Source organism: Gordonia sp. QH-12 (assembly GCF_001578675.1).
GTDB lineage: Bacteria > Actinomycetota > Actinomycetes > Mycobacteriales > Mycobacteriaceae > Gordonia > Gordonia sihwensis.
In genome coordinates, this window is record NZ_KQ969283.1 from 118,347 (window position 1) to 143,378 (window position 25,032).

20 protein-coding genes and 1 pseudogene are annotated in these 25,032 nt (G+C 69.6%); 8 read left to right on the plus strand and 13 right to left on the minus strand.

Features of this window, described 5'->3' with window-relative positions; translation table 11 throughout:
- The first annotated feature begins 106 nt into the window (after positions 1-106).
- The gene (locus Y710_RS02530) at positions 107-781 is read left to right on the plus strand and encodes a DUF998 domain-containing protein (protein WP_062366204.1); all 675 of its coding nucleotides are present in this window, start codon (positions 107-109) and stop codon (positions 779-781) included.
- On the opposite strand, the gene Y710_RS02535 is transcribed toward Y710_RS02530, so the two are convergent.
- From Y710_RS02535 to hutU, 3 genes and pseudogenes are all read right to left on the minus strand, one after another.
- A complete protein-coding gene (locus Y710_RS02535) occupies positions 778-1,761 on the minus strand; it encodes a hypothetical protein (protein WP_062366206.1) in 984 nt (327 codons plus the stop codon). The two genes, Y710_RS02530 and Y710_RS02535, sit on opposite strands and share 4 nt — an antisense overlap.
- 149 nt (positions 1,762-1,910) lie before the next feature.
- On the minus strand, positions 1,911-2,990 hold the full coding sequence (locus tag Y710_RS02540) for a metallophosphoesterase (RefSeq protein WP_006896999.1): 1,080 nt from the start codon (positions 2,988-2,990) through the stop codon (positions 1,911-1,913).
- Positions 2,991-3,132: 142 nt separating this feature from the next.
- A pseudogene (hutU, locus tag Y710_RS02545) lies at positions 3,133-4,068 on the minus strand (urocanate hydratase); the annotation flags it as partial.
- A gap of 207 nt (positions 4,069-4,275) precedes the next feature.
- On the opposite strand from hutU, the gene Y710_RS02550 reads away from it, so the two are divergent.
- The 6 genes from Y710_RS02550 (at position 4,276) to Y710_RS02575 (ending at position 11,642) form a co-directional block, all read left to right on the plus strand.
- Positions 4,276-7,731 carry an NAD-glutamate dehydrogenase domain-containing protein gene (locus Y710_RS02550; protein ID WP_006896976.1) on the plus strand — a complete coding sequence of 1,152 codons (3,456 nt, stop codon included), beginning with the start codon at positions 4,276-4,278 and terminating at the stop codon, positions 7,729-7,731.
- 50 nt (positions 7,732-7,781) lie between these two features.
- Positions 7,782-8,540, plus strand: coding sequence for a histidine utilization repressor (hutC, locus tag Y710_RS02555; protein WP_006896975.1), 759 nt, complete (start codon positions 7,782-7,784; stop codon positions 8,538-8,540).
- A 127-nt stretch (positions 8,541-8,667) separates the two neighbouring features.
- Positions 8,668-9,141 carry a hypothetical protein gene (locus tag Y710_RS02560; protein WP_006896974.1) on the plus strand — a complete coding sequence of 158 codons (474 nt, stop codon included), beginning with the start codon at positions 8,668-8,670 and terminating at the stop codon, positions 9,139-9,141.
- Positions 9,142-9,222: 81 nt separating this feature from the next.
- Positions 9,223-9,780: a potassium channel family protein gene (locus tag Y710_RS02565; protein ID WP_045539376.1), complete on the plus strand. Its 558-nt coding sequence runs from the start codon at positions 9,223-9,225 to the stop codon at positions 9,778-9,780.
- Between the two features lie 75 nt (positions 9,781-9,855).
- Positions 9,856-10,422, plus strand: coding sequence for a dCTP deaminase (gene dcd, locus Y710_RS02570; protein WP_006896972.1), 567 nt, complete (start codon positions 9,856-9,858; stop codon positions 10,420-10,422).
- 65 nt (positions 10,423-10,487) lie between these two features.
- A complete protein-coding gene (locus Y710_RS02575) occupies positions 10,488-11,642 on the plus strand; it encodes a hypothetical protein (protein WP_006896971.1) in 1,155 nt (384 codons plus the stop codon).
- Positions 11,643-11,678: 36 nt separating this feature from the next.
- Here Y710_RS02575 and Y710_RS02580 read toward each other — a convergent pair whose 3' ends face one another.
- The 5 genes from Y710_RS02580 to Y710_RS02600 form a co-directional block, all read right to left on the minus strand.
- The gene (locus Y710_RS02580; protein ID WP_039867658.1) at positions 11,679-12,443 is read right to left on the minus strand and encodes a MerR family transcriptional regulator; all 765 of its coding nucleotides are present in this window, start codon (positions 12,441-12,443) and stop codon (positions 11,679-11,681) included.
- Positions 12,444-12,486: 43 nt separating this feature from the next.
- The gene (locus tag Y710_RS02585) at positions 12,487-13,623 is read right to left on the minus strand and encodes a PDR/VanB family oxidoreductase (protein ID WP_174302295.1); all 1,137 of its coding nucleotides are present in this window, start codon (positions 13,621-13,623) and stop codon (positions 12,487-12,489) included.
- Complete coding sequence (locus Y710_RS02590) at positions 13,620-14,528, minus strand: metal-dependent hydrolase (RefSeq protein ID WP_006896968.1); 909 nt, start codon at positions 14,526-14,528, stop codon at positions 13,620-13,622. Before Y710_RS02590 ends, Y710_RS02585 begins: the two co-directional genes overlap by 4 nt.
- Before the next feature lie 41 nt (positions 14,529-14,569).
- Positions 14,570-16,342: an SDR family oxidoreductase gene (locus tag Y710_RS02595; protein ID WP_006896967.1), complete on the minus strand. Its 1,773-nt coding sequence runs from the start codon at positions 16,340-16,342 to the stop codon at positions 14,570-14,572.
- A 108-nt stretch (positions 16,343-16,450) separates the two neighbouring features.
- On the minus strand, positions 16,451-17,704 hold the full coding sequence (locus Y710_RS02600) for a pyridoxal phosphate-dependent aminotransferase (RefSeq protein WP_006896966.1): 1,254 nt from the start codon (positions 17,702-17,704) through the stop codon (positions 16,451-16,453).
- 92 nt (positions 17,705-17,796) lie between these two features.
- Between Y710_RS02600 and Y710_RS02605 the strand changes: the two genes are divergently transcribed.
- Complete coding sequence (locus Y710_RS02605; protein WP_006896965.1) at positions 17,797-18,672, plus strand: exodeoxyribonuclease III; 876 nt, start codon at positions 17,797-17,799, stop codon at positions 18,670-18,672.
- Positions 18,673-18,698: 26 nt separating this feature from the next.
- Here Y710_RS02605 and Y710_RS02610 read toward each other — a convergent pair whose 3' ends face one another.
- The 5 genes from Y710_RS02610 to Y710_RS02630 all read right to left on the minus strand — a co-directional run bounded on the left by Y710_RS02610 (position 18,699) and on the right by Y710_RS02630 (position 25,005).
- Positions 18,699-20,297 carry an acyl-CoA synthetase gene (locus Y710_RS02610; RefSeq protein ID WP_062366208.1) on the minus strand — a complete coding sequence of 533 codons (1,599 nt, stop codon included), beginning with the start codon at positions 20,295-20,297 and terminating at the stop codon, positions 18,699-18,701.
- Positions 20,298-20,374: 77 nt separating this feature from the next.
- Positions 20,375-22,603, minus strand: coding sequence for an AAA family ATPase (locus Y710_RS02615; protein WP_039867681.1), 2,229 nt, complete (start codon positions 22,601-22,603; stop codon positions 20,375-20,377).
- A complete protein-coding gene (locus tag Y710_RS02620; RefSeq protein WP_006896962.1) occupies positions 22,600-23,610 on the minus strand; it encodes a CDP-alcohol phosphatidyltransferase family protein in 1,011 nt (336 codons plus the stop codon). The genes Y710_RS02615 and Y710_RS02620 overlap by 4 nt, the downstream gene beginning before the upstream one ends.
- Positions 23,610-24,326, minus strand: a complete 717-nt coding sequence (locus Y710_RS02625; RefSeq protein WP_006896961.1) for a phosphatidylserine decarboxylase — start codon at positions 24,324-24,326, stop codon at positions 23,610-23,612. The genes Y710_RS02620 and Y710_RS02625 overlap by 1 nt, the downstream gene beginning before the upstream one ends.
- Positions 24,327-24,543: 217 nt before the next feature.
- Positions 24,544-25,005 carry an SRPBCC family protein gene (locus Y710_RS02630; RefSeq protein WP_006896960.1) on the minus strand — a complete coding sequence of 154 codons (462 nt, stop codon included), beginning with the start codon at positions 25,003-25,005 and terminating at the stop codon, positions 24,544-24,546.
- Positions 25,006-25,032: the final 27 nt, after the last annotated feature.

A 25,032-nucleotide genomic window follows, 5' to 3' on the forward strand; every position in this document is an offset into this window, starting at 1 on the left:
TTCGAGGGGCCGTCGACGGGACTCGGCGCGAACCGGTCGGGCGCCGACCTCGGTAGACTCCGACGTCGTGCACGGATTACGAGCCAGATCCGCCTTCGTCGGCGCGATGCTGGTGTTGGCGGGGGTCTGCTACTCGTCGTGGGTGCTCGACCTGTTCCTGCATTCCGGACTCGATCCGATGCGCTCGTTCCTGTCCGAGCTCGACAGCGGCCACATGCCGCACCGCGATGTCTACGTGACTGGCGACGTGCTGACCGGGGTCTTCTCGCTGCTCGCCGCGTTCGGCCTCGGTTGGCCGCCGTCGCTGGTGCGCAACAGGTTCTCGATCACCGCCGCGGTGGCGATCGGCGCGTTCGGTGCGTCGACCATCGCCGACGCGCTGATGCCGATCGAGTGTCTGGCCGGTCGCGACCCGGGGTGCCCATCCGAGTCACGCGGCCTGCTGCCGCAGTTGCAGCACGTTCACGCCCTCACGAGCTCGCTCGCGGTGTTCGCGATCTTCGTGGCGATGGTCGCGGCGTCATTGGCGGCCTGGCGGCGGGGCGACTGGGCGTGGCTGCGTTACGGGGGCGGTCTGGTCTTCGCCGTCGTCGTGCTCGCGACCGTCTGGATGCTGGCCGCCGACCGGCTCGGCGGCGACTACCGGCTGGGACTGGCCCAGCGGATCCAGGTCGGCGGGATGAGCCTGTGGCTGGCGTTCTGGGGCGTCGCGATCGCCCGGTGGGGACGCGGCGCGCGTGCCGCCTCCGCGAACTCGGCGGACGACGGCACCGCAGGCTAACGGCCCTTGGGTCGCGTCTCGCCGCGCAGCCAGGCCGGGATGTCGGTCTCCAGTCGCGGCCGGGCGGGATCCATCACGACGCGGACCACATCGCTGTTCAGGCGCGGCACCATCCGCGCACCGAGGAGATCGTGCACCGCGTCCGGAACGTCGACCACCGAGCCGACCACACCGACGAGGTCGCCGAGTGATTCGCCGAAGGGATTCACCAGGCTCACGTCGAGCGGGTTCTTGACCGAGAGAGCGATCGGGCCGTCGTCGTGCTGCGTCCGCTGGAACAGGAATCCCACGCTGGTGCAGGAGTCGGTCACCGAGTTTCCGGAGCGGACCTCGGCGGTGCCGAAGGCCGCCGTACAGATCGCGCCGTTGCCGGGCCCCTTGCCACTGCTCGCCGAGGTGACCCCGCCGAACGCCGTGGTCGTCGTGGTGCGTCCGCGGGCGTCGGCGGTGCTGAAGGCGAGTGCCGCGGGGAGGGCGGTGGCCTCGGCGCGCGCGCCCGTCACCGTTGCCACCGCCACGGAGGCTCCGAGCACCGTCGCATTGGCCGAGGCCTCTCCGCCGAGGAGACCGGCGGCGACACCGAGGCTCAGCACATTGGCGAGCGAATGCGCCTCACCGCCGGTGACCGCGATCGCGGCGGTGATCCCGCCGCCCGCGATGGAGGCCTTGGTCGGCAGTGCCGGACCGACGGCGATCGCCTGGTTGAGGTCCCGCAGGATCGGTTCCTGACCGAACAGGCGGAGCAACCCGTCACCCAGTGCCGCCGTGACCGGTGCCGCCCGTTTGCAGTCGGCGGTGATCGGGATCAGGACGTTGCCGTTGATCGGATTGCGGATGCTCGCATCGGCCGATTCACCGGGTGCGCATGTCGCCGATACCCCCGGAGTCGACGCCGCGTGCGCCGGTGCCGCTGACGCGCCTGCGGCGACGATGGCCACGGCGGAGGCGGCCAGGATCCGTCGAGTCGTGAGCTTGGACATCTGAAGCCTCCCCTGGTCGGCGACCCGCGACGAGATGCGACGAACGACTGAGATGGATTGCTTGAAACTAGCGCCGTCAGTCGGTCGGGGGAGGGGTTTTCAGCGAAAAGTCCGATGGATCGGGACTGTGCGGTGTAGGTACTTCGACGTCAGCGTCGGTACGTCGTGGTGAAGGCCTCCGTCGGCCCGGACGCGTTCGCGGCCACTTCGTGGGCCGTCAGAACCACCGATGTGGAATCGATCGCGAGCGTCATGAATCCGCGGTCGCGGTAGTTCTCGTACTTGGCCCGGAAGCGGCCGGCGGAGCGGCCGTTCACCGACTTCGCCGCGGCCCCGGACACGATCTGGCGCGTGCCCTTGAGTCCGGAGACGTTCTCGAGGACCTGCTGGCTGTGATCGTGTCCGGAGAACAGGAAGTGCGCGCGGCCTGCGACGTGCTTCTCGATGAACCGCTTCATCTCCACGCCGTTCAGCGGGGCCGGGAGGCCGTCGAAGTCGCCTGCCGGCCCGTGTGGTCCGTTGTTCGCGTACGGGTGATGGGTGCAGACGATCTTCCAAGGTGCAGTCGAAGTCCGCAGCGCGCGGTCGAGCCATGCCGCCTGGCGCGTCATGTAGTGGCCGCCGGGCTCCCACTCGGGGGACAGGAAGGGCGGAATGTAGGCGGCGAGGGGGTTCATGTCGAGGACGAAGACGTCGGCGACGCCGAGCGGGACGCTGTAATAGCGCGCGGGCATGTACCAGCGGCGGGAGCGCCGGTGGTAGGCCACCTCGGCGTCGCCGCGCAGCAGCCAGCCGCCGTCGCCGGGGAACACGGCGGTGTTGTCGTGATTGCCGAGCGTCATCAGCCACGGGAAGTCGAGACCGGCGTTCGGCTTCTCGAACTTGGTGGTGAATTGATGGTCGTCCGGGCCCTTCGGGCCGGTCTCGTAGATGTTGTCGCCGAGACCGAGGGCGAGGTCGAACGGAGTGGTCGCGTGGATCCTCCGAGCGGCGGCGGTTACCGCGTACTGGGGCTTCTCGCCGGTGCCCGCGTCGCCGGTCACCAGGACGTGGAGGCTCGACGCCTTCGACGGGAGGGGGAAGCGGGACGCCGCGGAGGCGGTTCCGGCTCCCCGGGCGGTGGATCCCAGTGCTCCGAGGCCGGCGGCCGCGCCGGTGGCGGCGGCGCCCGCGAGGAAGGTGCGTCGATTGAGGCCGCGGCGGTGCGGCTGGGGGCTGTTGTCGGTCATGGGCGTGATGGTTCCACGTCTACGTGAACGAAAGGTGTTCGATTCCAGCACTATTCGCCATGTCGGCGCCGACTTGCGTTTACTGACGAGTAACCTGTCTCTGCCAGCCTTCTCGCGATGTCTGAGAAACGAACCTCCCTCCCCCGACCATCGCCTCCACGTGCGCGGCCATCGAGCGCTGCGACTCCGTGGTGAACCACTGCGGATCCTTCTGGGCGTACGTGTGCCAGTCCTCGAGGGAGATCCCGACGGGCAGGTACGACAGCGGGTCGTGCGCGGAGGTCTGGTCGGTGACGATGTCGATCGGGGCGTTCATCTCCAGCAGCTGCGGGAAGATCTCGGCCGCGTTGCCGAGCAGGCCGATCGACAGCGGTCGGCGCTCGTCGCGGGCCCTGGTCGCCAGATCGAGCGCCTCGTCGACGGTCTCGGCCTTCGCGTCGAGGTAGCGATGCGCGATCCGGCGGTCGATGCGGGCCGGGTCGCACTCCACGCAGATCGCGACGCCGTCGTTCATCGTGACCGCCAGCGGCTGCGCGCCGCCCATGCCGCCGAGGCCGGCGGTGAGGGTGATCGTCCCGGCCAGCGTGCCGCCGAAGCGCTTGCGGGCCACGGCACCGAAGGTCTCGTAGGTGCCCTGCAGGATGCCCTGGCTGCCGATGTAGATCCACGAGCCGGCCGTCATCTGGCCGTACATGGTCAGCCCGAGTTCCTCGAGCCTGCGGAACTCCTCCCAGTTGGCCCAGTCGCCGACGAGGTTGGAGTTGGCCAGCAGCACGCGCGGCGCCCACTCGTTGGTGCGGAAGACGCCGACCGGCTTGCCGGACTGCACCAGCATGGTCTCGTCGTCCTTGAGGGTCTTGAGCGTGGCCACCATCGCGTCGAACGCGGCCCAGCTGCGGGCGGCGCGACCGGTGCCGCCGTAGACGACCAGGTCGTCCGGGCGTTCGGCGACCTCGGGGTCGAGGTTGTTCATCAGCATCCGCAGCGCGCCCTCCTGCTGCCACCCGAGGGTGTTCAGCTCGGAGCCGCGCGGTGCGCGGACGGGGCGGGCTTCGTGGCCGGGCGAGGTGATGTCCATGAGAACTCCTGGTGTTCTGCGTCGTGTTTATCGGTGGTTGTGTACTGGCTCACGTTCTGCAAGTATGACTTGTATATTCCTGTCTATACAGATTCGTGTCAAGGGGCGGTTCCGAAACCGGTCCCGGGACGCGAGAAGTTCGACCACCCGAACGGACACGACGATCAGCCGGATGCAGCGTGGTATCCGGCGGAAGGGTCCCTTGAAATGGACACCGCATCTCCCACCGACACCGCCGCCCTCGTCCACACCGACGCCGACCACACGGACGCCGGAGACACCGCCGCGGGCGGGATCGACGACGCCCTCGCCCGCGTCTTCCGCCGATGGGACGAGGCGGCCCTCGACGGCGCACAGACCGACATCCGCGACTCACTCGCACGGTTCGTCTCCGGGCTGCCCGCCGGGTACAAGCAGGACTTCGAGCCTCGGCGCGCTCGCGTGGACCTGGACGTTCTGGCCGGGCTCGCCGCCGGGGACCTGGATGTCCGCCTCGCCGCCGACCCGGCCGCGGCGGACCGGCACCGGTTGTCGCTGTACGTCGGCGGACAGCCGGCGTCGCTGGGCGACGTGATGCCGTTGCTGCAGAGTCTCGGCGTCGAAGTGCTCGACGAGCGTCCGTACGCGCTGGTCTCGCCGACCGAGGTGCCGTGCTGGGTGTACGAGTTCACGGTCCGCTACCCGAGCGCCCCGACCGACGGTTTCGAGGCCTTCGCGGCGCGCTTCGCCGCCGCCGTGCGGGCGCTGTGGCACGGACGGACCGAGCCGGACGCGCTCGGCGAACTGGTGGCCCGCGCCGGACTGCACTGGCGACAGGTGACCGTGCTGCGCGCCTGCGCCGAATACCTCCGTCAGGGCGGACTGCCGTACAGCAGCGCCTACGTCGCCGACGTCCTGCGCCGTCACCCGGACATCGCCGCGGGGATCGTCGGGTACTTCACCGCCCGGTTCGACCCGGCCGCCGCGACCGGCGACGGGGGCGAGGCCGCGGCGGCCGAGGTATCGGCGCTGATCGAGACGGTGCTCGGTCTCGACGAGGACCGGATCCTGCGCGCATTGGTCGACGTGGTGCGGAACACCGTGCGCACCAACTACTTCGCCACGCCCGAACGCGAGGCGCTGGCACTCAAACTCGATCCGCGCGCCATCGCCGAACTGCCGCAGCCGCGCCCGCGACACGAGATCTTCGTTCACTCACCGTCGATGGCGGGTGTGCACATGCGGTTCGGGGCGGTCGCCCGCGGCGGGCTTCGCTGGTCGGACCGGCGTGAGGACTTCCGCACCGAGGTCCTCGGTCTGGTGAAGGCACAGGCGGTGAAGAACGCGGTGATCGTTCCGGTCGGAGCGAAAGGCGGGTTCGTGCTGCGCCGCCCGCCCGCCGCGACCGGTGACGCCGAAGCCGATCGTGCGGCGCTGCGCGCGGCGGGCGTTGCCGGTTACCGCCTGTTCATCCGCTCGCTGCTCGACGTCACCGACAACGTCGACCGTGCCACCGGTGCCGTGATTCCGGCCGCCGGCCTGGTCCGGTACGACGGTGACGACGCCTACCTCGTGGTGGCCGCAGACAAGGGCACTGCGTCGTTCTCCGACATCGCCAACGAGGTGGCCGCCGAATACGGCTTCTGGCTCGGCGACGCCTTCGCCTCCGGCGGCTCGGTCGGCTACGACCACAAACAGATGGGCATCACCGCCCGCGGGGCGTGGCAGGCGGTGACCCGCCGATTCCGCGAACTCGGCGTCGACGTCGGTGCCGAGGACTTCACGGTCGCGGGGATCGGCGACATGAGCGGCGACGTCTTCGGCAACGGGATGCTGTGCAGCGAACACATCCGGCTGGTCGCGGCCTTCGACCACCGGCACATCTTCCTCGATCCCGACCCGGACGCCGCGTCGTCGTACGCGGAGCGGCGGCGGCTGTTCGAGCTGCCGCGGTCGTCGTGGGCCGACTACGACAGTGCGCTCATCAGCGCGGGAGGCGGGGTGTGGGAGCGCGGCGTGAAGTCCGTGCCGGTCAGTGCGCCGGTGCGCCGGGCACTCGGTCTCGACGAGTCCGTCACCGAACTGACCCCGCCGGAGCTGATCCGGGCGATCCTGCGCGCACCCGTCGACCTGCTGTGGAACGGCGGCATCGGCACCTATGTGAAGGCGGGCACCGAGTCTCACGCCGACGCGGGGGACAAGGGCACCGACGCCGTGCGCGTGGACGCCGGCGACCTGCGCGCCCGTGTGATCGGGGAGGGCGGCAACCTCGGCCTGACGCAGGCCGCCCGCATCGAGTTCGCGCGCGGCGGCGGCAAGGTCGGCACCGACGCCCTCGACAACTCCGCCGGCGTGGACTGCTCCGACCACGAGGTGAACATCAAGATTCTGCTGGACGACCTGGTGGGCGCCGGTGAGATCGACGCCGAAGCGCGGGCGCGGTTGCTCGCGGCCATGACTGACGAGGTCGCGGCATTGGTACTGGCGGACAACGTCTCCCAGAACGCGGTGATCGGTACCGCCCTCACCGAGGCGCCGGCGCAACTCGGAGTGCACGCCCGGCAGATCGCGGCACTGGAGGCCGCAGGCGCGCTCGACCGCGCATTGGAAGTGCTGCCGGACCGCGCCGAGATCGCCGCCCGCAAGCGGGCGGGGGAGGGCCTCGCCGCCCCCGAACTCGCGACGCTGATGGCGCACGTCAAACTCGAACTGAAAGAGCAACTGCTGGCAGGCGACCTCGTCGACCACGGCGTCTGCGTGCCGATCCTGCGCGAGTACTTCCCCCAGCCGCTGCACCGCGCGCACGCCGACGCGATCGATCGGCATCGGTTGCGCCGCGAGATCATCGCGACCGAACTGACCAACCGCGTGGTCGCGGGCGGTGGCCTCGCCTACGTCTTCCGGCTCGCCGAGGAGGTGGGGGCGTCCACGGACGACGCCGCGCGGGCGTTCGTCGTGGTGACGGAGGTGTTCGGGTTGCCGGAGCTCTGGTCGCGCATCGGTACGGCCGATGTCCCCGCCGCGGTCGCCGACGAAATCGTGCTGGTCTCCCGGCGGCTGCTCGACCGGGCGGCGCGCTGGATGCTGAATCGTCGTCCCCAGCCGCTGGCGGTCGGTGCCGAGATCGCGCGGTTCCGCGAGCGGATCGCGAGGGCGTCGGAACTGCTCGGCGGCTGGCTGGTGGGCGCCGACCGCACCAACCTGCACGACCGTACGCGCGCGATCGCGCGCCGCGGTGCGCCCGAAGAGCTGGTGCGCGACGTGGAGTTGGTGCTGGATCGGTTCGGTCTGCTCGACGTCGTCGAGATCGCCGACCGGGCCGGATGCGAACTGTCCGTCGCGGGGGAACTGTACTTCCGACTGTGCGAACACGTGGGCCTGGTTCCGCTGCTCGGCAGGGTGTCGGCGCTGCCGACGGAGAGCCGGTGGGACACGCTGGCGCGGCTGGCGCTGCGGGATGAGTTGTACGACAGCGTGCGAGTCCTTACCCTCGACGTTCTCATGCACTCGGTGGCCGGCGACGGTCCCGAACGGATGATCGCGGACTGGGAGGAGCGCAACGGGTCCCGGCTGAGCCGGGCGCGGGCCGTGCTCGACGAGGTCGCCCGGATACCCGTCTCCGCCGACCGCGGGCTGGCCGCGCTGTCCGTCGCGTCGCGGCAACTGCGACGGATGGCCGGCTGAGGTCGGTAGACTTCGTGGGCCGGTGAGATCTCGAGGAACAGGGGCGGTCGATGGCAGTGGTCGAACTCGACGCGGACCTCGCGGCTCTGTTCGACGAGCCCGGCGGCGAGTCGCTTCCCGCCTACGAGCGCGTCAAGCGGTTGGTCTCGGCTCAGATCCGGTCGGGCCGGTGGTCCGAAGGCGATCAACTGCCGTCCGAGAACCAGTTCGTCAACGCGCTGGGGCTCTCCCGGATGACGATCAACCGGGCACTGCGCGAACTCACCGGCGAGGGACTGATCGTCCGGATGATGGGCGTGGGCACCTTTGTGGCGGGAACGAAGGCGCCGTCGCCGCTGTTCGAGGTGAAGAACATCGCCGACGAGATCCAGCAGCGCGGGCACCGGCACCGCACCGAGGTGGTGCTGGTGCGCGAAGAGAAGGCCACTACCGCGTCGGCGCCGTTGAGCGAAGCCGTCGGGGTCACCACGGTGTTCCACTCGGTGCTGGTGCATTTCGAGGACGAGACGCCGATCCAGGTCGAGGACAGGTTCGTCAATCCTGCCGAGGCGCCCGACTATCTCGCGCAGGACTTCACCGAACTCACGCCCAACGATTACCTCAGCCGTGTGGCTCCGCTGGTCCGGGGAGAGCATGTGGTGGAGGCGGTGCTGGCCAGTCCCGAGGAGTGCCGGCTGCTGCAGATCGAACGGTCCGAGCCGTGCCTGCTGATCCGGCGCCGGACCTGGTCCGAGCACGGACTGGTGAGTGTGGCCCGGCTGATCCATCCCGGCTCGCGCAATCGGCTGGAGGGCTCGTTCACCCGCTGACCGTTCGGCTGTGGGGGCCACGGTGGAGAACCCGAGCGGGTACGCCGTCCGAATGGTCGCTCTCGCGGCGAGAGGTCCGTCCCGATTAGGTTCGGATCACCGCGATCGGCTACCCACCGGAGACTCGATGACTGCACCACCGCCCGGCGGTCACCCGTCGTGGGGGCCCGGCCCGTCGCCGCTTCCGCGGCCGCTCGCATTCGGAATGCTGCCGCAGGGGCCGTACCTGGGCGAAGGGGTGGCGATCATGTGCGGCTTCGCGATCTTCAATCCCGTGCTCGCCTCCTCGGCGATCAGCGTGGAGGTCGACGGCTACGAACTGGCACCGGTCAAGTGGGGCCGGATCGAAGTCCCCGTGGTTCCCGGAACGCATCGTTTCCGGGTGTTCATCCGACGCGGCGCCGAACGCAAGCACCTCGCCGAGTGCACCGGTGAGGTCCGTGCGGGCGAATTGCTGGAGCTGACCTACATGTTCCCCCGGTTCGGTGGCGTGCAACTGCATTCGACGCCGACCGCGGCGGAGTCGCGGCGTGCGCTGCTGGTGTACTTCGCTCTGGTGGCGGTGATCTGGGCGCTGCTCTGGGGCGTCACGCTGCTGTGAGTTGCTGCGAGACAGGCGCGGACACCGGGCGGTTCGGCGATTCTCTGCGCCTGGTCCGCCGCGCGTGGTGCGATTGATTCGATGAACGATTCCGGCACCGCTCCCCATCGAACGAGCCACGTGGCCGCGGCGTTGCTGCGGCCGCTCGGAGCCGCGGCGGTCCTTCTCGCGGGCTACTTCCTGCTGCCGATCGGCAGCGACAGCACCTGGCGGGTGCCCGGGATGATCGTCGGCGTCGCGCTGCTCGGCGGCTTCTGCGTATGGGAGGTCCGGCACTTCCTCCGGTCCGACCACCCGGTCGCGACGGCGATCGAGATGCTCGCCGCCGTGATCTGCTTCTACATCGTCTCGTTCTCGGCGACCTACTACCTCTTCAGCGAGTACGCGCCCGGTTCGTTCAACGAGGACCTGAGCAGAGTCGACGCCCTGTACTTCTGCCTGACGGTCTTCACGACCACCGGATTCGGCGACCTGGTCGCGGTATCGCAGAATGCGCGGATCGCCGTATCGGTTCAGATGGCGAGCAGTTTGATCGTGCTCGGTCTCGGTATCCGCTTCGTCAGCCTCCTGGTGCGCGACCGAGTCTCCGGCGGTCGCCGGCTCGACGAGTACCGGCGCCGGCAGCGGGACGAGCAGTGACGTCACCGCCGCCCGGTGCGCTCCGCACTCCCGACCCTCGATGAACTCGGCCTTCATGCTCTAGTCTGAGGAATCGTGCTGCTATCAGACCGCGACATCCGTGCCGAGATCGATGCCGGGAACCTCGGCATCGACCCGTTCGACCCGGGCCTGGTCCAGCCGTCGAGTGTGGACGTACGACTGGACTCGCTGTTTCGCGTCTTCAACAACACCAAGTACACGCATATCGATCCCGCGAAGCGGCAGGACGAGTTGACCACCCTGGTCGAACCCGCCGAGGGCGAGCCCTTCGTGCTGCATCCGGGCGAGTTCGTCCTCGGCTCGACCCTGGAGGTGTGCTCGCTGCCCGACTTCCTCGCGGGCCGTCTGGAGGGCAAGTCGTCGCTCGGCCGATTGGGCTTGCTCACGCACTCCACCGCGGGCTTCATCGACCCGGGCTTCTCCGGCCACATCACGCTCGAACTGTCGAACGTGGCGAATCTGCCGATCACGCTGTGGCCGGGAATGAAGATCGGCCAGCTCTGCCTGTTCCGGTTGACCAGCCCCGCCGAGAGCCCGTACGGCTCCGCGTCGGTCGGGTCGAAGTATCAGGGGCAGCGCGGGCCGACGCCGTCGAAGGCGTACCTCAATTTCCAGAGATGAGCCGGAGCCGGCACCGGCGGCACCGGTGCGGGTGACGGGTTCGAATCACCACTAGGAGAGTCGTCGTGACGGGTCCGCTCAGCCGACCGCCGGCCTGGCTGGCGGACTTCGACCTGCCCGGCGACCCGACGGGTGCGGTGATCGCCCTCGATCTGCGTCCCACCGGACTGTGGGCCGCGCGCATCGAGAACGGTGCGGTGATCGCGTCCGAGGTCGAGGAGCGCATCCACCCCGACGTGCTCGACGCCAGAATCGCCGCGTACCTGCGCGATACCGGTCGCGTCGACGCTGCGGCCCCGGAGGTCTTCGCCGAGCTCGTCACCCTGGTGGGCCGGGCCCGCGCCTCGCTCGCCGGACGCGACAGTGCGCTCATCCTCGGAGACGAGCACATCCGGGTGCTCACGCTGACGCTCGACGACGTCGTCGAGGCCACCGTCCCGGAGGCGAATCGCGCCCACGGAATGGTGGTGGAGCTCGCGGGCGCCCTGCCGGTCGATGCGATCGCGCTCGGGCCCGGCGACACCGCCTGGCCCGGGTTGTCCGAGTCGCTCACCGAACGCGGCTTCTCGGTGATCGCACCGGGCGACGACTTCCCGGCGACCTTCGGCGGTGACGACGAGCCGACCGAGACGCTCGCTCCCGTCCCCGCACCGCCGCCGATCCGCGCGTGGGATGCCGGCGCCGCGGACCCCGGGCTGATCGACCCGGCCGACTACGGACTGGATCGCTTCGGCAACGCGCTGCCGGACGTGTACGACGATGCCGAGGGCGCCGAGGAACCACCTGCCGAGGAGCCGGCGTCCGCGGACGCGGCCGTCGAACCGCAGCCGGGTATGAGGGGCCGGATGATCGTGGTGGCGGCGCTGGCGCTGCTCGCGATCGGGGGCGGCGGCGTGGCGCTGGCGATGAATGCTCATGAGACGTCGGGGCCCGACCGGAGCGCAGCGGAATCGGCGACCCGGCCGACTGCCCGGACCTCGAACACCGCGTCCGAGCCGGTCCGGGTGCCCGGCTCGGTGGATCCGCGCGATGTCGCCGCGGCGCGGGCGCCGCTGGCCAGGTACACCACGCCTCCGCCGCCCCCGCCGCCGCCCAAGACGACGCGGCGCACGCCGACGGAGGCGCAGACCGGCCCTGCGCCGCCGGCTCCGCCCCCGGAGAACCGGCGTCGGACGATCCCGAACCCGATACCGGGTCTCCCGCCGATCGTGATCGGGTAACGCGGTCTCACGCGGCCCGATCCGAGACGGTCGCCTTCAGCTCTCGCGCTGGTCCCGGCGTTCGCGGGCGACGGCCAGGTAGTCGTCGAGCTGTCGTGCCAGTTCGCGGTCGAGCGCGCGGTAGAGCGTGTTGTGCGCCGCCACCCGGCCGGTGACCTTCAGCTCGCCCAAGAAGGTGGACGCCCAGTCCGACTCGGCGCCGCTCTCCGGGATCCAGCCGTCGAAGCGGCCTTCGGTGATGGCGCGGCGGCCGGCGCTGATCAGCGTCTTTGCGGCACGGTCCATGTCCTCGTCGAGCTGTCGCTGCAGGTCGAGGATGTACGGCAGCGGTATGCCGATCTGCATCAGACGCTGATAGGCGTCGATGGTCTCGACGTCCTTGATCATGTACTGGCGGGGCGGGTCATCGTCGCCGATCGGCTCGATGAGCCCGAACTCGCGGACCCGGCTCAGCAGCTTCGGATCGCTGGTGTTGAGCTTGGCGTGCAACTCGGCGGCGGTCACGGTGTCGGTGGGGGTCTGCGACCACGGCCGCGACACCACCTCGCGCAGCCCGAGCGACTCGGCGATGTCGTCGCCTGTCTGCACGCGCTTGAAGAAGTCGCCGATGTGCGTCATCGTGAAGCCGCGAGCCAGCAGATCGTTGATGACGCGCAGCTTCGCCAGGTGCTCGTCGCCGTAGATCGCTATCCGGCCGCGGCGGATGGGACGCGGGATGAGTCCCCGATCCTGGTAGCCGCGGACGTTGCGGGTCGTCGTTCCCGCGGCCCGTGCCAGATCATCGATTCGGTACTCGGTCATGGGGTGCATTGTTCCAAACCCCGGACCGGTGCCGGAGCCGTCCTCACATCTCGACGGTCAGGGAGTCGGAACGGCACCGGGACACGCACGGGAGGAACCAGCCATCCTCCCGTTCGGGTCCGGTCAGCAGCGTGTCACGATGATCCACCTCGCCCGCGCTCGTCTTGAGCCGACAGGTGCCGCAGAATCCCTGCTGACAGGAGTACGGGACGGCCGGATCCACCCGCCGCAGCGCGGTGAGCACCGACTCGTCGGCCGCGACCGTCTCCGTGCGTCCGGTGGAACCGATCCGGACTGTGAACTCGGTGCCGTCGAGGATCGGCGGCGGCGAGAAGCGCTCGAAGTGCAGCTCGATATCGCTGCGATCGGCCAGATGCGTACGCAGGCGCTCGAGCATCGGGACCGGACCGCAGCAGTACACCGACAGCCCCGCGTCGCCGGCCGGGACCGGTCCCACCAGTTCGTCCATGCCCGGCAGCCCGTCGACGTCGTCGGTCCGGACCGTCACCTTGTCGCCGTACCGGCTGAGCTCGTCGATGAACGGGATCGAGTCGGCGGAGCGGCCGGAGTAGATCATCGACCAGTCGAGTCCGTAACGGTCGGCCATCGCGATCATGGGGAGGATCGGGGTGATGCCGATGCCCGCGGCGACGAAGCGCAGCGTGCGCGCCGGCGATCCGTAGCCGGGCAGAACCAGCGGGAAGGCGTTGCGCGGTCCCTTGACCTGGATCGAGTCACCGACCCGCAGACCGTCGTGCACCTCGATGGAGCCGCCACCGCCGTCCGGGATGCGCCGGACCGCGATGCGGTAGGTGCGCCGATCGCCGGGATCGCCGCAGAGCGAGTACTCGCGCATGCGGCCCGACGGCAGGAGTAGATCCAGGTGCGCGCCGGGATGCCACTCGGGCAGGATCGAGCGATCCGGCGCGGCGAAGGTCAAGGCGATCACGTTCTCGTCGACGGCCACCACCTCGCGGTCGACGATGTCGAGGGTCATGACGCCGTCGTTCGCGGCCGGATCGCGCAGCGGCGAGATCGGCCGCCAGAACGGGAACCAGACCTTGCCGACCCCGGTGAGCAGCCTCATCAGCGGGTCGCGGCGGAACCGGCCGTACAGGTGCGGCGGTTCGGTGGAGAGGTCGGAGATGGGGCGTGCGGAGCCGTGCGTCATGATCGTCATGCCGCTCGACGAGCTCCGGGCGAGGAGGCCAGGAAGGCCACCGCCTGGGCGGTGTCGCCGATGTCGGTCGGCGCGAAGCCCGGTTTGAAGTAGGTGAGCGTCGCGAGCGCGAGCTTCGAGAGCTTCGGGAACACTCCGGCGCGTGAGTCGCGCACGTAGCTCCGGACGTACAGGCGGGTCTTCGCCACGACTGACTTGTCGGCGACCGTCGGATCCTGACTGTTGATGAACCGGAAACCGCGAGCCATCAGCCAGATCAGGAAGGGGAAGGCCAGCGCCATCGCGCGAGCGCGGCGGAGCGGACTGTCGGCGAAGTACGCGGCGGCGTCGTGCGCCACCGCACGGTGCTCCACCTCTTCGGCTCCGTGCCAGGTGAACATGTCGGTCATCGCGGGGTCGGCGCCGTTCTCGGCCCACGTGCAGTTCAGCGCGAAATCACCGAGGATCGCGGTGTAGTGCTCGATGGCGGCGATGAGCCACAGGCGTTCGATCAGGTGCTTGCGCTTCTGCTCGGCGTTCCCGTCGCGAGGTCCGAGCACCCGCCGGAAGATCCACTCCATCTGCTGCAGGTAGCCGGTGGGGTCCACGCCGTGTCCGCGCAGCCAGTTCTCGACGGCCCGGTCGTGAACCTCGGCGTGCATCGCCTCCTGCCCGACGAATCCGCGCATGTCGGCGGCGAGCGCCTCGTCCTTGATCAGAGGCAGCGCCTCGTTGAAGGTCTCGACGAACCACCGTTCGCCCTCGGGCAGCAGCAGGTTGAGGACGGTGATCATGTTCGACGACATCGGGTGGCCGGGGATCCAGTGCAGCGGAGTCTCCGACAGATCGAATGCGACGTTGCGCGCGTGGAGTTCGATCTTGCCGGGATCGGTGTCGGCGGTGGAGTGTGTGTGCCCGGTGTTCATCTGTCCCTCCGGTTCTAGAGAAGAGTCCTGTTCGAGGTGGATCAGCCTGCGATCTTCTGACGGGCGCCGATGCGCGCCGCCCACGGGAAGAAGCGGTAGACGCGGTAGCCGAACTCGGCTTCGGGCGTCACCGGCACCACGGCCTTGTTCTTCGCGATGGCGGCGACGATGTCGCGCGCGACCCGGTCGGGAGTGAAGTTCCGCTTCTGGTAGAACTTGTCGACCTTCTCGCGGGCCGCCGACTCGTCGGCGGCCCCGGCGTACTCGGTGTTCGCGGTGATGTTGGTGTGCACGATGCCCGGGCAGATCGCGGTGACCCCGACGCGGTGCTCGGCGAGTTCTGCGCGCAGCGACTCGGAGAACATCAGCACACCGGCCTTGCTCGCCGAGTACAGGCCGAGGTCGCGGGAGAGGGTGAAAGCCGCGGCGGAGGCCAGGTTGACGATGTGTCCGCCGACGCCGCGCTCGGCCATCTGCCTGCCGAAGGCGCGGCTGCCGCTGATGACCCCGCGCAGGTTGATGGCGAGGAGCCGGTCCACCTGTTCGTCGGACGCGGCCAGCGCCGATCCGGCGAGGGCCACGCCCGCGTTGTTGACGACGATGTCGGCGACGCCGTGGGCAGCGCGCACATCGTCGGCGAAGCGGGTCACCGCGTCGGTGTCGGAGACGTCGAGCCGGTAGGCGGTGGCCGGGACGCCCTTGGCCTTGCACGCGATCGCGGTCTCCTCGGCCGAATCCAGGTCGATGTCGGCGAGGACCAGTTCGGCGCCGAGATCGGCCAGGGCATACGCCGTCTCACGTCCGATGCCGCTGCCCGCGCCGGTGACGACGGCGAGTTTGCCGATCAGTTCGCGCGCCGGCCCGTCGACGCGGGCACGGTCGATGGTGTTGGGGGACACCGGTGCGCCGCCGGCGATGGTCTCGATGAACTCGATCGCCGTGTCCGCCAGGTAACCGGGGTTGGTGTACGGGAGCCAATGGCCGGTGGCGGTCCGCTTACGCCAGAGCCTGTCCGCGTGGGTGTGCGTGCGTTCGTAGATCGCCGGACGCAGCGCGATGTCGCGATCGTTCACGACCTCCAGCACCGGCACTCGGGTCGGCCGGGGCTCCGGATTCGCCAGCTTGCCGCGGATGTTGGCTCGGTACAGCTTGAGCCCGCTGATCATGTCCTCTCGCAGCGTCGGGCCGAACCGAGCGTTCTCGCGCGGGGTCCCCTCGACGAGGTGGAGGAACTCCGTCCAGACGCGGTCGGATCCGAAGGTCCGGAAGAACAGGTCCGATGCGCCGGGGACCTGGAAGAACGCGGTGTAGGCCGACGAGGCGACCTGGGAGAGCGCCTGTGCGACGCCCCGCGGCGTGGGCCGTGCCATCTTCGCGCGAGCCCACTCGCCGAGGTAGTCGAGGTTCGGGCCCGACACGGAGGTGAACGAGGCGATCACGTCATCGGCGCCGGCGGTGGTGACCGTCTCCCAGGCCTGGACCGAACCCCAGTCGTGCGCGACGATGTGCGTCTTGCCGTCGGGGTTCACGGCGTGGCACACCGCGAGCATGTCCTGCGCCAGGGCGTCGAGACGGTACGACTCCACCGCTACCGGACGCGTGCTGTCGCCGAACCCCCGCGTGTCGTATGCGTAGACGCGGAAATGCTCCGCCAGCCGCGGCGCCACCAGGTCCCACAGGTGGTGAGTGTCGGGCCAACCGTGCACCAGCAGCACGACCGGCTTGTCGGGCGTGCTCTCGCCGGGCGTGCCATACGAGAAGGTCGCGAGATCGACGTCGCCGTTCGTGACGTTGAAGCGGTGCCAATCGGCCATGGGCGTCTCCATCTGTCGGTGTGACAGATTTGACGTTACCAGGTGTCACATCTAACTGCTAGCAGCAGTTAGCGTCTGTTTTTCCGCTGGTCAGGGCGTCGGAGCCGGTCATTGTCGGTACGACGAGAGGAAGTTGCCGATCCGTTCGATGGCCTCGGCCAGGTCCTGGGCCCACGGCAGTGTGACGATTCGGAAGTGATGGGTGTCGGGGAGATTGAAGCCCGAACCCTGAACCACCAGGATCTTCTCCTGCAGCAGCAGATCCTGGACGAACTGCTCGTCGTCGTGGATCTGGTGCACCTCCGGATCCAGGCGCGGGAACGCGTACAGCGCCCCCATCGGCTTCACGCAGCTGACGCCCGGGATCTCGTTGAGCTTCTCCCACGTCACATTGCGCTGCTCGAACAGCCGGCCTCCGGGGGCGGTGAGCGCGTCGATGCTCTGATAACCGCCGAGCGCCACCTGGATCGCGTGCTGTGCGGGGACATTGGCGCACAGTCGGGTGGAGGCGAGGATCGACATACCCTCGATGAAGCCCTTCGCGTGGTCCTTGGGGCCGGTGCGAACCACCCATCCCGCGCGGTAGCCGCACACCCGGTAGGCCTTCGACAGGCCGTTGAAGGTCAGCACCAGCAGATCGGGGGCGAGGCTCGCGATGTTGATGTGCTCGGCGTCGTCGTACAGGATCTTGTCGTAGATCTCGTCGGCCAGGATCAGCAGCGAATGACGGCGTGCCAGATCCACGAGGCCCTCGAGGACCTCTCTGGAGTAGACCGCGCCGGTCGGATTGTTCGGGTTGATCACGACGATCGCCTTGGTGTTCGGCGTGATCTTCGACTCGATGTCCTCGATGTCCGGATTCCAGCCGTTGTCCTCGTCGCACCGGTAGTGCACGGGCGTGCCTCCGGACAGTGCCGTCATCGCCGTCCACAGCGGATAGTCCGGTGCCGGGATGAGCACCTCGTCGCCGTTGTTGAGCAACGCCTGCATGGTCATGGTGATGAGCTCGGAGACGCCGTTGCCGAGCAGGACGTCGTCGACGTCGAAGTAGGGGAAGTCCGGAATGGTCTCGTAGCGCGTGACCACCGCACGCCGTGCCGACAGCACGCCCGCCGATTCGGAGTAGCCCTGCGAGAACGGGAGGGCGTGGATCATGTCGCGCATGATGACGTCGGGCGCCTCGAAGCCGAACAGTGCGGGGTTGCCGATGTTCAGCTTCATGATCCGGTGTCCTTCGGACTCCAGACGGGACGCGTGCTCGTGCACTGGCCCGCGGATCTCATAACAGACGTTCTGCAGCTTCTCGGACTGTTCCAAGGGGCGCAGGTTCAGATTCTGGTGCGACACGTGGGGGCGGCTCATGGACTCATTCTGTCAGCCCCGGGCAACCGAATAGAATTCCGCGCCCGGGGGCGGCGGATGCCGCCCGCGGAGAGCTCGGGCATTCTGGGGCCGTGGCATCCGAGGAACTGACCGTGGTCTCGTTCAACGTCAACGGCATCCGTGCGGCGCGACGCCGCGGCTTCGACACGTGGCTGGCAGATCGGGCACCGGATGTGGTGGGACTGCAGGAGCTCCGCTGCCCGCCCGAGGAGATCGGCGAATTCCCCGGCTACACGGTGTCTTTCGACACGGGGACCATTCCGGGGCGCAACGGCGTGGCGATCGCGACCCGGCAGCCGCCGGCGTCGGTGCGGAGCTGGGCCACCGACCCGCCGCGGGCCCGCGGGCTGTCCGCGCACGCCTCGCACGGACGCTATCTGGAAGTCGACCTCGCCGATGAGCCGATCACGGTGGCCTGTCTGTACTTGCCGAAGGGCGGCTTGCCCGCGGAACTGCAGCGTCCCGGGAACATCCGGGAGAAGCCCGACGGCGGTGCGAAGTACCGGCGCAAGATGGCGTTCCTGGCCGGCTTCGCGCGCGAACTGGAGCGCAACCGACTCGCCGCTCGCCGCGCCGGTCGGGAGTTCCTGCTGATCGGCGACCTGAACATCGCCCACTGCGAGCACGACGTCACCAACTGGCGCGCCGCACGCAAGATGGAGGGGTTTCTGCCGGAGGAGCGCGAGTGGCTCGATCGGCAGCTCTCGCCGCGCAGGCTGATCGACGTGGTCCGGACACTGTACGGCGACCGGCCCGGCCCGCTCACCTGGTGGAGCTGGGCCGGGCAGTCGTTCGTGAAGGACGTCGGATGGCGCATCGACCACCAACTCGCGTCACCGGGGCTGGCGTCCCGGGCGCGATGGGTGACGGTCGACAAGGAGCCCTCGCCGGATGAGCGTCTGTCGGATCACGCGCCGCTGGTGGTCGGGTACCGGCGGCGGGCCTGAGACCGACACGCCGGCGCCGTGACGCGTCAGTCCTGCGAGGCCACCGCCGCATGCGCCGTCCGGAGGTCCTTCTTCAGGATCTTGCCCGACGGGTTCTTCGGCAGGGCGTCGGCGAAGATGACGTACTTCGGCCGCTTGTAACCGGCGAGGACGCCTTCGAGGTGGGCGTTCACGTCGTCCTCGGTCAGCTCGACGCCGTCCTTGCTCACGATCACCGCCGTCACCGCCTCGATCCACTTGGGATGGGGAACACCGAACACCGCGACCTCGGCGACGCCGTCGAGCAGGTAGATCGCCTCCTCCACCTCGCGGGAGGCGACGTTCTCACCGCCGGTTTTGATCATGTCCTTCTTGCGGTCGACCACCGAGAGGTAGCCGTCGGCGTCGATGATCCCGAGGTCGCCGGAGTGGAACCAGCCGTTTCGGAATGCGGCCGCGGTCTTCTCCTCGTCGTTGAAGTAGCCCAGACAGGCGTGCGGACTGCGGTGAACGATCTCGCCGACCTCGCCCGTCGGCACCGGATTGTCCTCGTCGTCGACCACGTGGGTCTCCACGTTGAGCGAGGCGCGGCCGGCCGATCCGGCGCGCTCGATCTGCTCGTGTGGTTGCAGGATGGTGGCCAGCGGACTCATCTCGGTCTGGCCGTAGAAGTTCCAGAGCCGGACGTCGGGCAGGCGCCGGCTCATCTCCCGCAGGACCTCGACGGGCATCGGCGAGGCCCCGTAGTAACCCTTCTTCAGCGAGGAGAGGTCTCGGGTGTCGAAGTCGGGATGGCGCAGCAGTGAGATCCACACGGTGGGCGGACAGAACAGTTTGGTGGCGCGGTGCGTCTCGATCGCGGCCAGCAGGGCCGCCGGCTCCGGGCTCGGCAGGATGATGCTCGTGGCGCCGAGGTAGACGTCCACCGACAGGAAGCAGTCGAGCTGGGCGCAGTGGTAGAGGGGCAGGGAGTGCACCTCGATGTCGTCGGCGGACATGCCGCCGTCGATGATGCACGAGACGTACTGGGACACCAGTGATTTCGAGGATAAGAGCACGCCCTTGGGACGAGACTCGGTCCCGGAGGTGAACATCATCCGCACCGGATCATCGTCTTCGACGAGAACGTCGGGGACCGAGGCGTCGTCGTGGGCGATCCAGGAGGCGACATCCTCCCAGCCGGCTGTCGTACCGCCGGCGAGGTTGATGACGCCGCGCACCGCGTCGCCGCCGGAGGAGGCGTCGACCGCCGCGCCGACGGTCTCCGTGAGCGCGTCTTCGGAGACGACGATGCGGGATCCGGAGTGCGAGAGGATGAACGCGATCTCGTCGACGCCGAGGCCGAAATTGATCGGCACCAGAATCGCGCCGAGCCGGGCCACCGCGAAGTTCAGCACGGCGAACTGCCAGCAATTGTGACTCACCAGAGCGAGGCGGTCGCCCTTGCCGAGTCCGCGGGCGGCGAGGGCGTTGGCGCAGCGGTTCACCGCGTCGTCGAACTCGGCGAAGGTGAGCGTGGTGTCGCCGTTGACGACGGCGGTCTTATCCGGGCTGCGCAGGGCGGTGCGGCGTAGCAGTCCGCCGATGGTGTGCGAGCGGGCGACGTCGATCGCCCGCGTGGTCTCGACGCTGAAACCAGTGGTCACGTGTACTCCTCGGGAGGGTTACTGGGCATTCCCAGTAAGTGTCGCCCAGAAGTGACACGAATTACTAGGGCTTCCTACTAATTGTCTCGATCGCGGCGCTCGGCGTAGGCCTCGAGTTCGGCGACCTGCTGAGGATCCAGCGACGGCCGGACCGCTCGCCGGGCGGTCGCGACGTCGTCGGCGGTCACCGTCGCCGCGTCGATGTCCCGGCGCATGGCGGCCAGTGCCGACTCCCGCAGGACGGCGGCGCAATCGGCCGCCGAATACCCCTCCAGTTCGGCGGCGAGCGCCTCGAGGTCGACGTCCGGCATCGGAATGCTGCGGGCGGCGGCGCGGAGGATGTCGGCGCGGGCGGCGGCATCGGGCGGCGGCACGAAGACGAGGCGTTCGAGGCGTCCGGGCCGCAGCAGTGCGGGGTCGACGAGGTCCGGCCGATTGGTGGCGCCGAGGACGACGACGTCGGTGAGCGGCTCGGCCCCGTCCAGTTCGGTGAGCAGCGCGGCCACCACCCGATCGGCGACGCCGGAGTCGGTGGACCCGCCGCGGCGGGGCGCGAGGGCGTCGACCTCGTCGAGGAAGATCATCGACGGCGCGCTCTCGCGGGCGCGGTCGAAGAGGTCGCGGACGGCGCGCTCGGACGATCCGACCCACTTGTCGAGCAGTTCGGCGCCCTTCACGCTGTGGACCGACAGCCGGCCCGACGCGGCCAGTGCCCGGACGACGAAGGTCTTGCCGCAGCCGGGCGGTCCGTACAGCAGGACGCCGCGCGGCGGCTGCACACCCAGGCGGGTGAAGGTGTCGGGATGCTGCAGCGGCCAGAGCACCGCCTCGGTGAGGGCCTGCCGGGTCTCCACCATGTCGCCGACGTCGTCGAGCGTGATGGATCCGAGTGCCACGTCGGGGGATTCGAGTCGGGACGCCGGGCGGATCACGCCGAGCGCGGCATCGAGGTCGTCGGTGCGCAAGGCGGCGGGAGAGCCGTCGCGCGTGGCGCGCGCGGCCGCCCGCAGTGCGGCGTCGCGGGTCAGGGCGGCGAGGTCTGCGGCCACGAAACCGGGAGTGCGTGCGGCGACGGAGTCGAGGTCGAGGCGGCCGTCGGTGGGTGCCTGCGAGAGGATCGCACCGAGCAGTTTGGCGCGTTGGGCGGCGTCGGGCAGACCGATGGCGAGTTCGCGGTCGCACAGATCGGGCTCGCGGACCCGGCTGTCGAGGCCGGACGGGTCGGAGGTGGTGGCGACGAGCGCGACGGCACCGTCGGCGACGGCGGCGCGCAGGTCCTGCAGGATCAGCGTCGACACCGGGTCGGCCTGTGCGGGCAAGAGCTTGTCGATGTCGGTCACCAGCAGCACACCGCCGCCGGTGAGCCGGCTCAGAGCGCCGGTGACGGCGGCGCGTCGGTCGTCGGCGGCGAGAGCGCCGGTGGAGGGCCCGTCGACCTCGACCAGCGGGCGGCGGGCGCACACGGCCCGGACCACCGTCGCCTTTCCGACTCCGGCGGGCCCCGAGACGAGGACGCCGAGCCGAGGCTGTGCGCCGAGGGCGCGCAGTACGTCCGGATTGTCGAGAGTCACCTGGAGCCATTCGCTCAGCCTGGCGACCTGCGTGTCGACCCCGACCAGTTCCGACACCGGTCGGACGTGCGCGTCCGGCTCCGCGGCGGTCGCGGTCGGGGCAGTGAGGGTGCTCGGAGTGGCCGGCGTCGCCGCGGCGGTCGGGGCCGGAGGCACCGCGCCCGGAGTCCGGGCGTCCGTCTCCCACAGGACCGCGGTGTTGGTCTGCACGCTCACCGGGCCGGCGGGGGCGGTGGCCGTCACGGTCAGCAACTCGTTGGTCCAGGTGATCCCCACCGAACGCGCGAGGGACCGGGTGGCCTCGGCGGCGGTGAGTTCGGGACCCAGATCGCGGGGCAGCAGCGAGACGGTGTCGCCGACGCTCACGACCTTGCCGAGCAGAGCCCGGCGCAGCGTCGCCTCGCTCACCGATGCACTCGCCAGCCGTGAGCCTCGGACACTCACGCGCGCGGCGCCGTGCACCACCACCGGTGCCACCGCGACCCCCGAGTTCTCGCGGATCCCCAGATTCGACAGCGTCAGGTCGTCGAGCAGGACCAGACCGGTGGGGGAACCGGGCGGCGCGGCGGCGACGACCGCCGCGCTCGTGCGCGCGCCGACCAGCGAGACAGCGTCCCATTCACGCAGCGACAGGGCGGCGAGCACCTCCGGATGCACCCGTACGATGCCGCGGCGCGAGTCGGCCGCGGAGGTGTTGAGCCGGGCGGTGAGCGTCAGCGTCGGGTTCACCGTCAGTCCTCGCGCCGCGCCGGGGGTCGGCGCAGACCCAGCCGCGCATTGGAACGCGCGGGGATCACTCGCCTGCGGGTGCCGTCCGCGACCGCCTGCCGGCGCTCGTCTCGGCGCTGGAGCCTGCGGTCGCGGGCGGGGGCCTCCCAGTGCTCCGGGTGCGCCGCCACCCAGCGCTGCGTGCGCCAGGCGAACGGGATGTGGATGAGGTAGGCGGCCACGCCGATCACCATCAGCAGATACGGGAACGTGAACAGCAGCGCTCCGGCCGCTGCGACCAGGAACAGCAGACCCGCCAGTGAACTCGGCCTGATCTTGACCGACTTGAGCGACAGGGTCGGGATGCGGCTGACGGCGAGGAACCCGATGAACAGCAGCCAGGCGCCGACCGCGGGCACCGACACCCACCATCCGTGACCGAAGTGCTGCTGCAGCCCGATCGGCAGCAGCGCCATCACCGCCGCCGCCGGCGCCGGCACACCGACGAAGTAGTCCTTGGTGTAGCTGGGCGCGCTGTCGTCGTCGAGAAGGGTGTTGAACCGGGCCAGTCGCAGGACCACCGCCACGCAGAACAGCAGCGCGAGCACCCAGCCGAAATCCTGCGCCGCAGAGCCCGCGTTGTCGCGCAAGACCACCGAGTACACGATCAGCGCGGGGGCGACGCCGAAGTTGATGGCGTCGGCCAGTGAATCGACCTCGGCACCGATCTTGGTCGAGGCGTCCATCATGCGGGCGACGCGACCGTCGAGTCCGTCGAAGACGGCGGCCAGGACCAGCAGACCCATCGCGAGGTCGACCTGGCCGGCATCGGCCGAACGCACGGCGGTGAGGCCGGAGCAGATCGCGAGGATCGTGAGCGTGGACGGGACCAGCATGCGTCCCGCGCGCGCCGACCGGGCGGCACGGGAGGCCCGCGAGCGGGCCTCGGGGTCGGACGACGGCGTCGACGTGCGGCGCCGCAGTCGTCTGCCGGACTTGTTGGTGGGATTACGGTGCGGACGGCTCCTGGCCATCAGGGCAGCTCCGCGACAACGGTCTCGGCGCCGACCGCGCGCTGGCCGAGTGCGACCCGGACGTCGCTGCCCTCGGGGAGGTAGACGTCCACACGCGAGCCGAACCGGATCAGTCCGTAGGTGTCGCCGAGACTCAGGACCTCGCCCGGGGCGGGTTCGCAGACGATGCGGCGGGCGAGAAGTCCGGCGATCTGCACCACGCCGACTCGCGGACCGGTTCCGTCTGGGCCGGTGGCGATGGTCATCGCGGTGCGTTCGTTCTCACTGCTCGCCTCCGGGAGGTCGGCGGACAGGAACTTGCCGGGGGTGTGCTGCACGGACAGCACCCGGCCGGCGATCGGAACCCGCTGGACGTGGACGTCGAAGACCGACAGGAAGGTGCACACACGCGGTACGGGCCGGTCGCCGAGCCCCAGTTCGGGCAGCGGCACGGCCTCGTCGACGAGGGCGATGGTGCCGTCGGCGGGCGCGACCACCAGCCCGTCGCCGGTCGGAGGCACACGGTTCGGGTGCCGGAAGAACAGCGCGGAGGCGCCCGCGGCGGCCCACGCAGGTCGCGCGATCCAGCGGTGCCTGCGGCCCAGCAGCGCGAGGGCGGCCGGGGCGGCGACGAACGGCACGCCCGCCGGATGCAGCGGTGGAACCGTTTCGCGGATCAGGTCCACGATGTGGGCGAGGCCTTCGCGGTCGTCGGGTCGGGCGGGACGTCGGGCCACCGGTTCTGCGCTCCTAGTTCGAGGTCGCTGCGTCGGGTCGTTCAGGTCGCAGCGCAAGTGCTTTCAGCTTAATCGTCCGCGGGCCGCGGGTCGCATCTCGTCGAGCACGCACACAGATCCCCGCTCAGCGGGCCGCCGCCGGGATCGGCGGGCGGTGGCTGAGCGGGGATCTGTGGGTTCGGTCCATGCGCGCCCGAATGCGCGCAGATGGCGGTGGTCAGGCGGTCTGCGCAGCGCGCTTGATCTTGCCGAGGGTCTCGCGGATTCCCGCGGCCAGTTCCGCCTCGAACGACTTCTCGCCGCCCATCACCTTGTCGACGAGGGTGGAGGAGATCTTGGTGGTCTGCCCGCCCGGCACCGTGCGGCTCTCCGTGAGTCGCACGCCCGAGTCGGTCGGCTCGATCCGGAACGACCACACGGTCCGGTTGTCGAGCACGCGGAAGGCCAGCTCCTTGTTGGGCTCGAAGGTGACGACCTTCGATCGCGTGGGCCACACGAGCGGGCCGCGGCGGTTCACGTTCAGCGTGGTGGTGCCGAGTTTCACGTCACCGCCGAAGATGATCATCTTCTTGCACTGGGGGCTCCATTCGCCCATGCGGCGCAGATCGCTGACGACGGACCAGACCTTCTCCGGGCTGGCGTCGATCTCGATGGAGTCCTCGATGAGGGGTGCGGCCATTGTTGCCTCCGTTTCGATCGCGCCGAG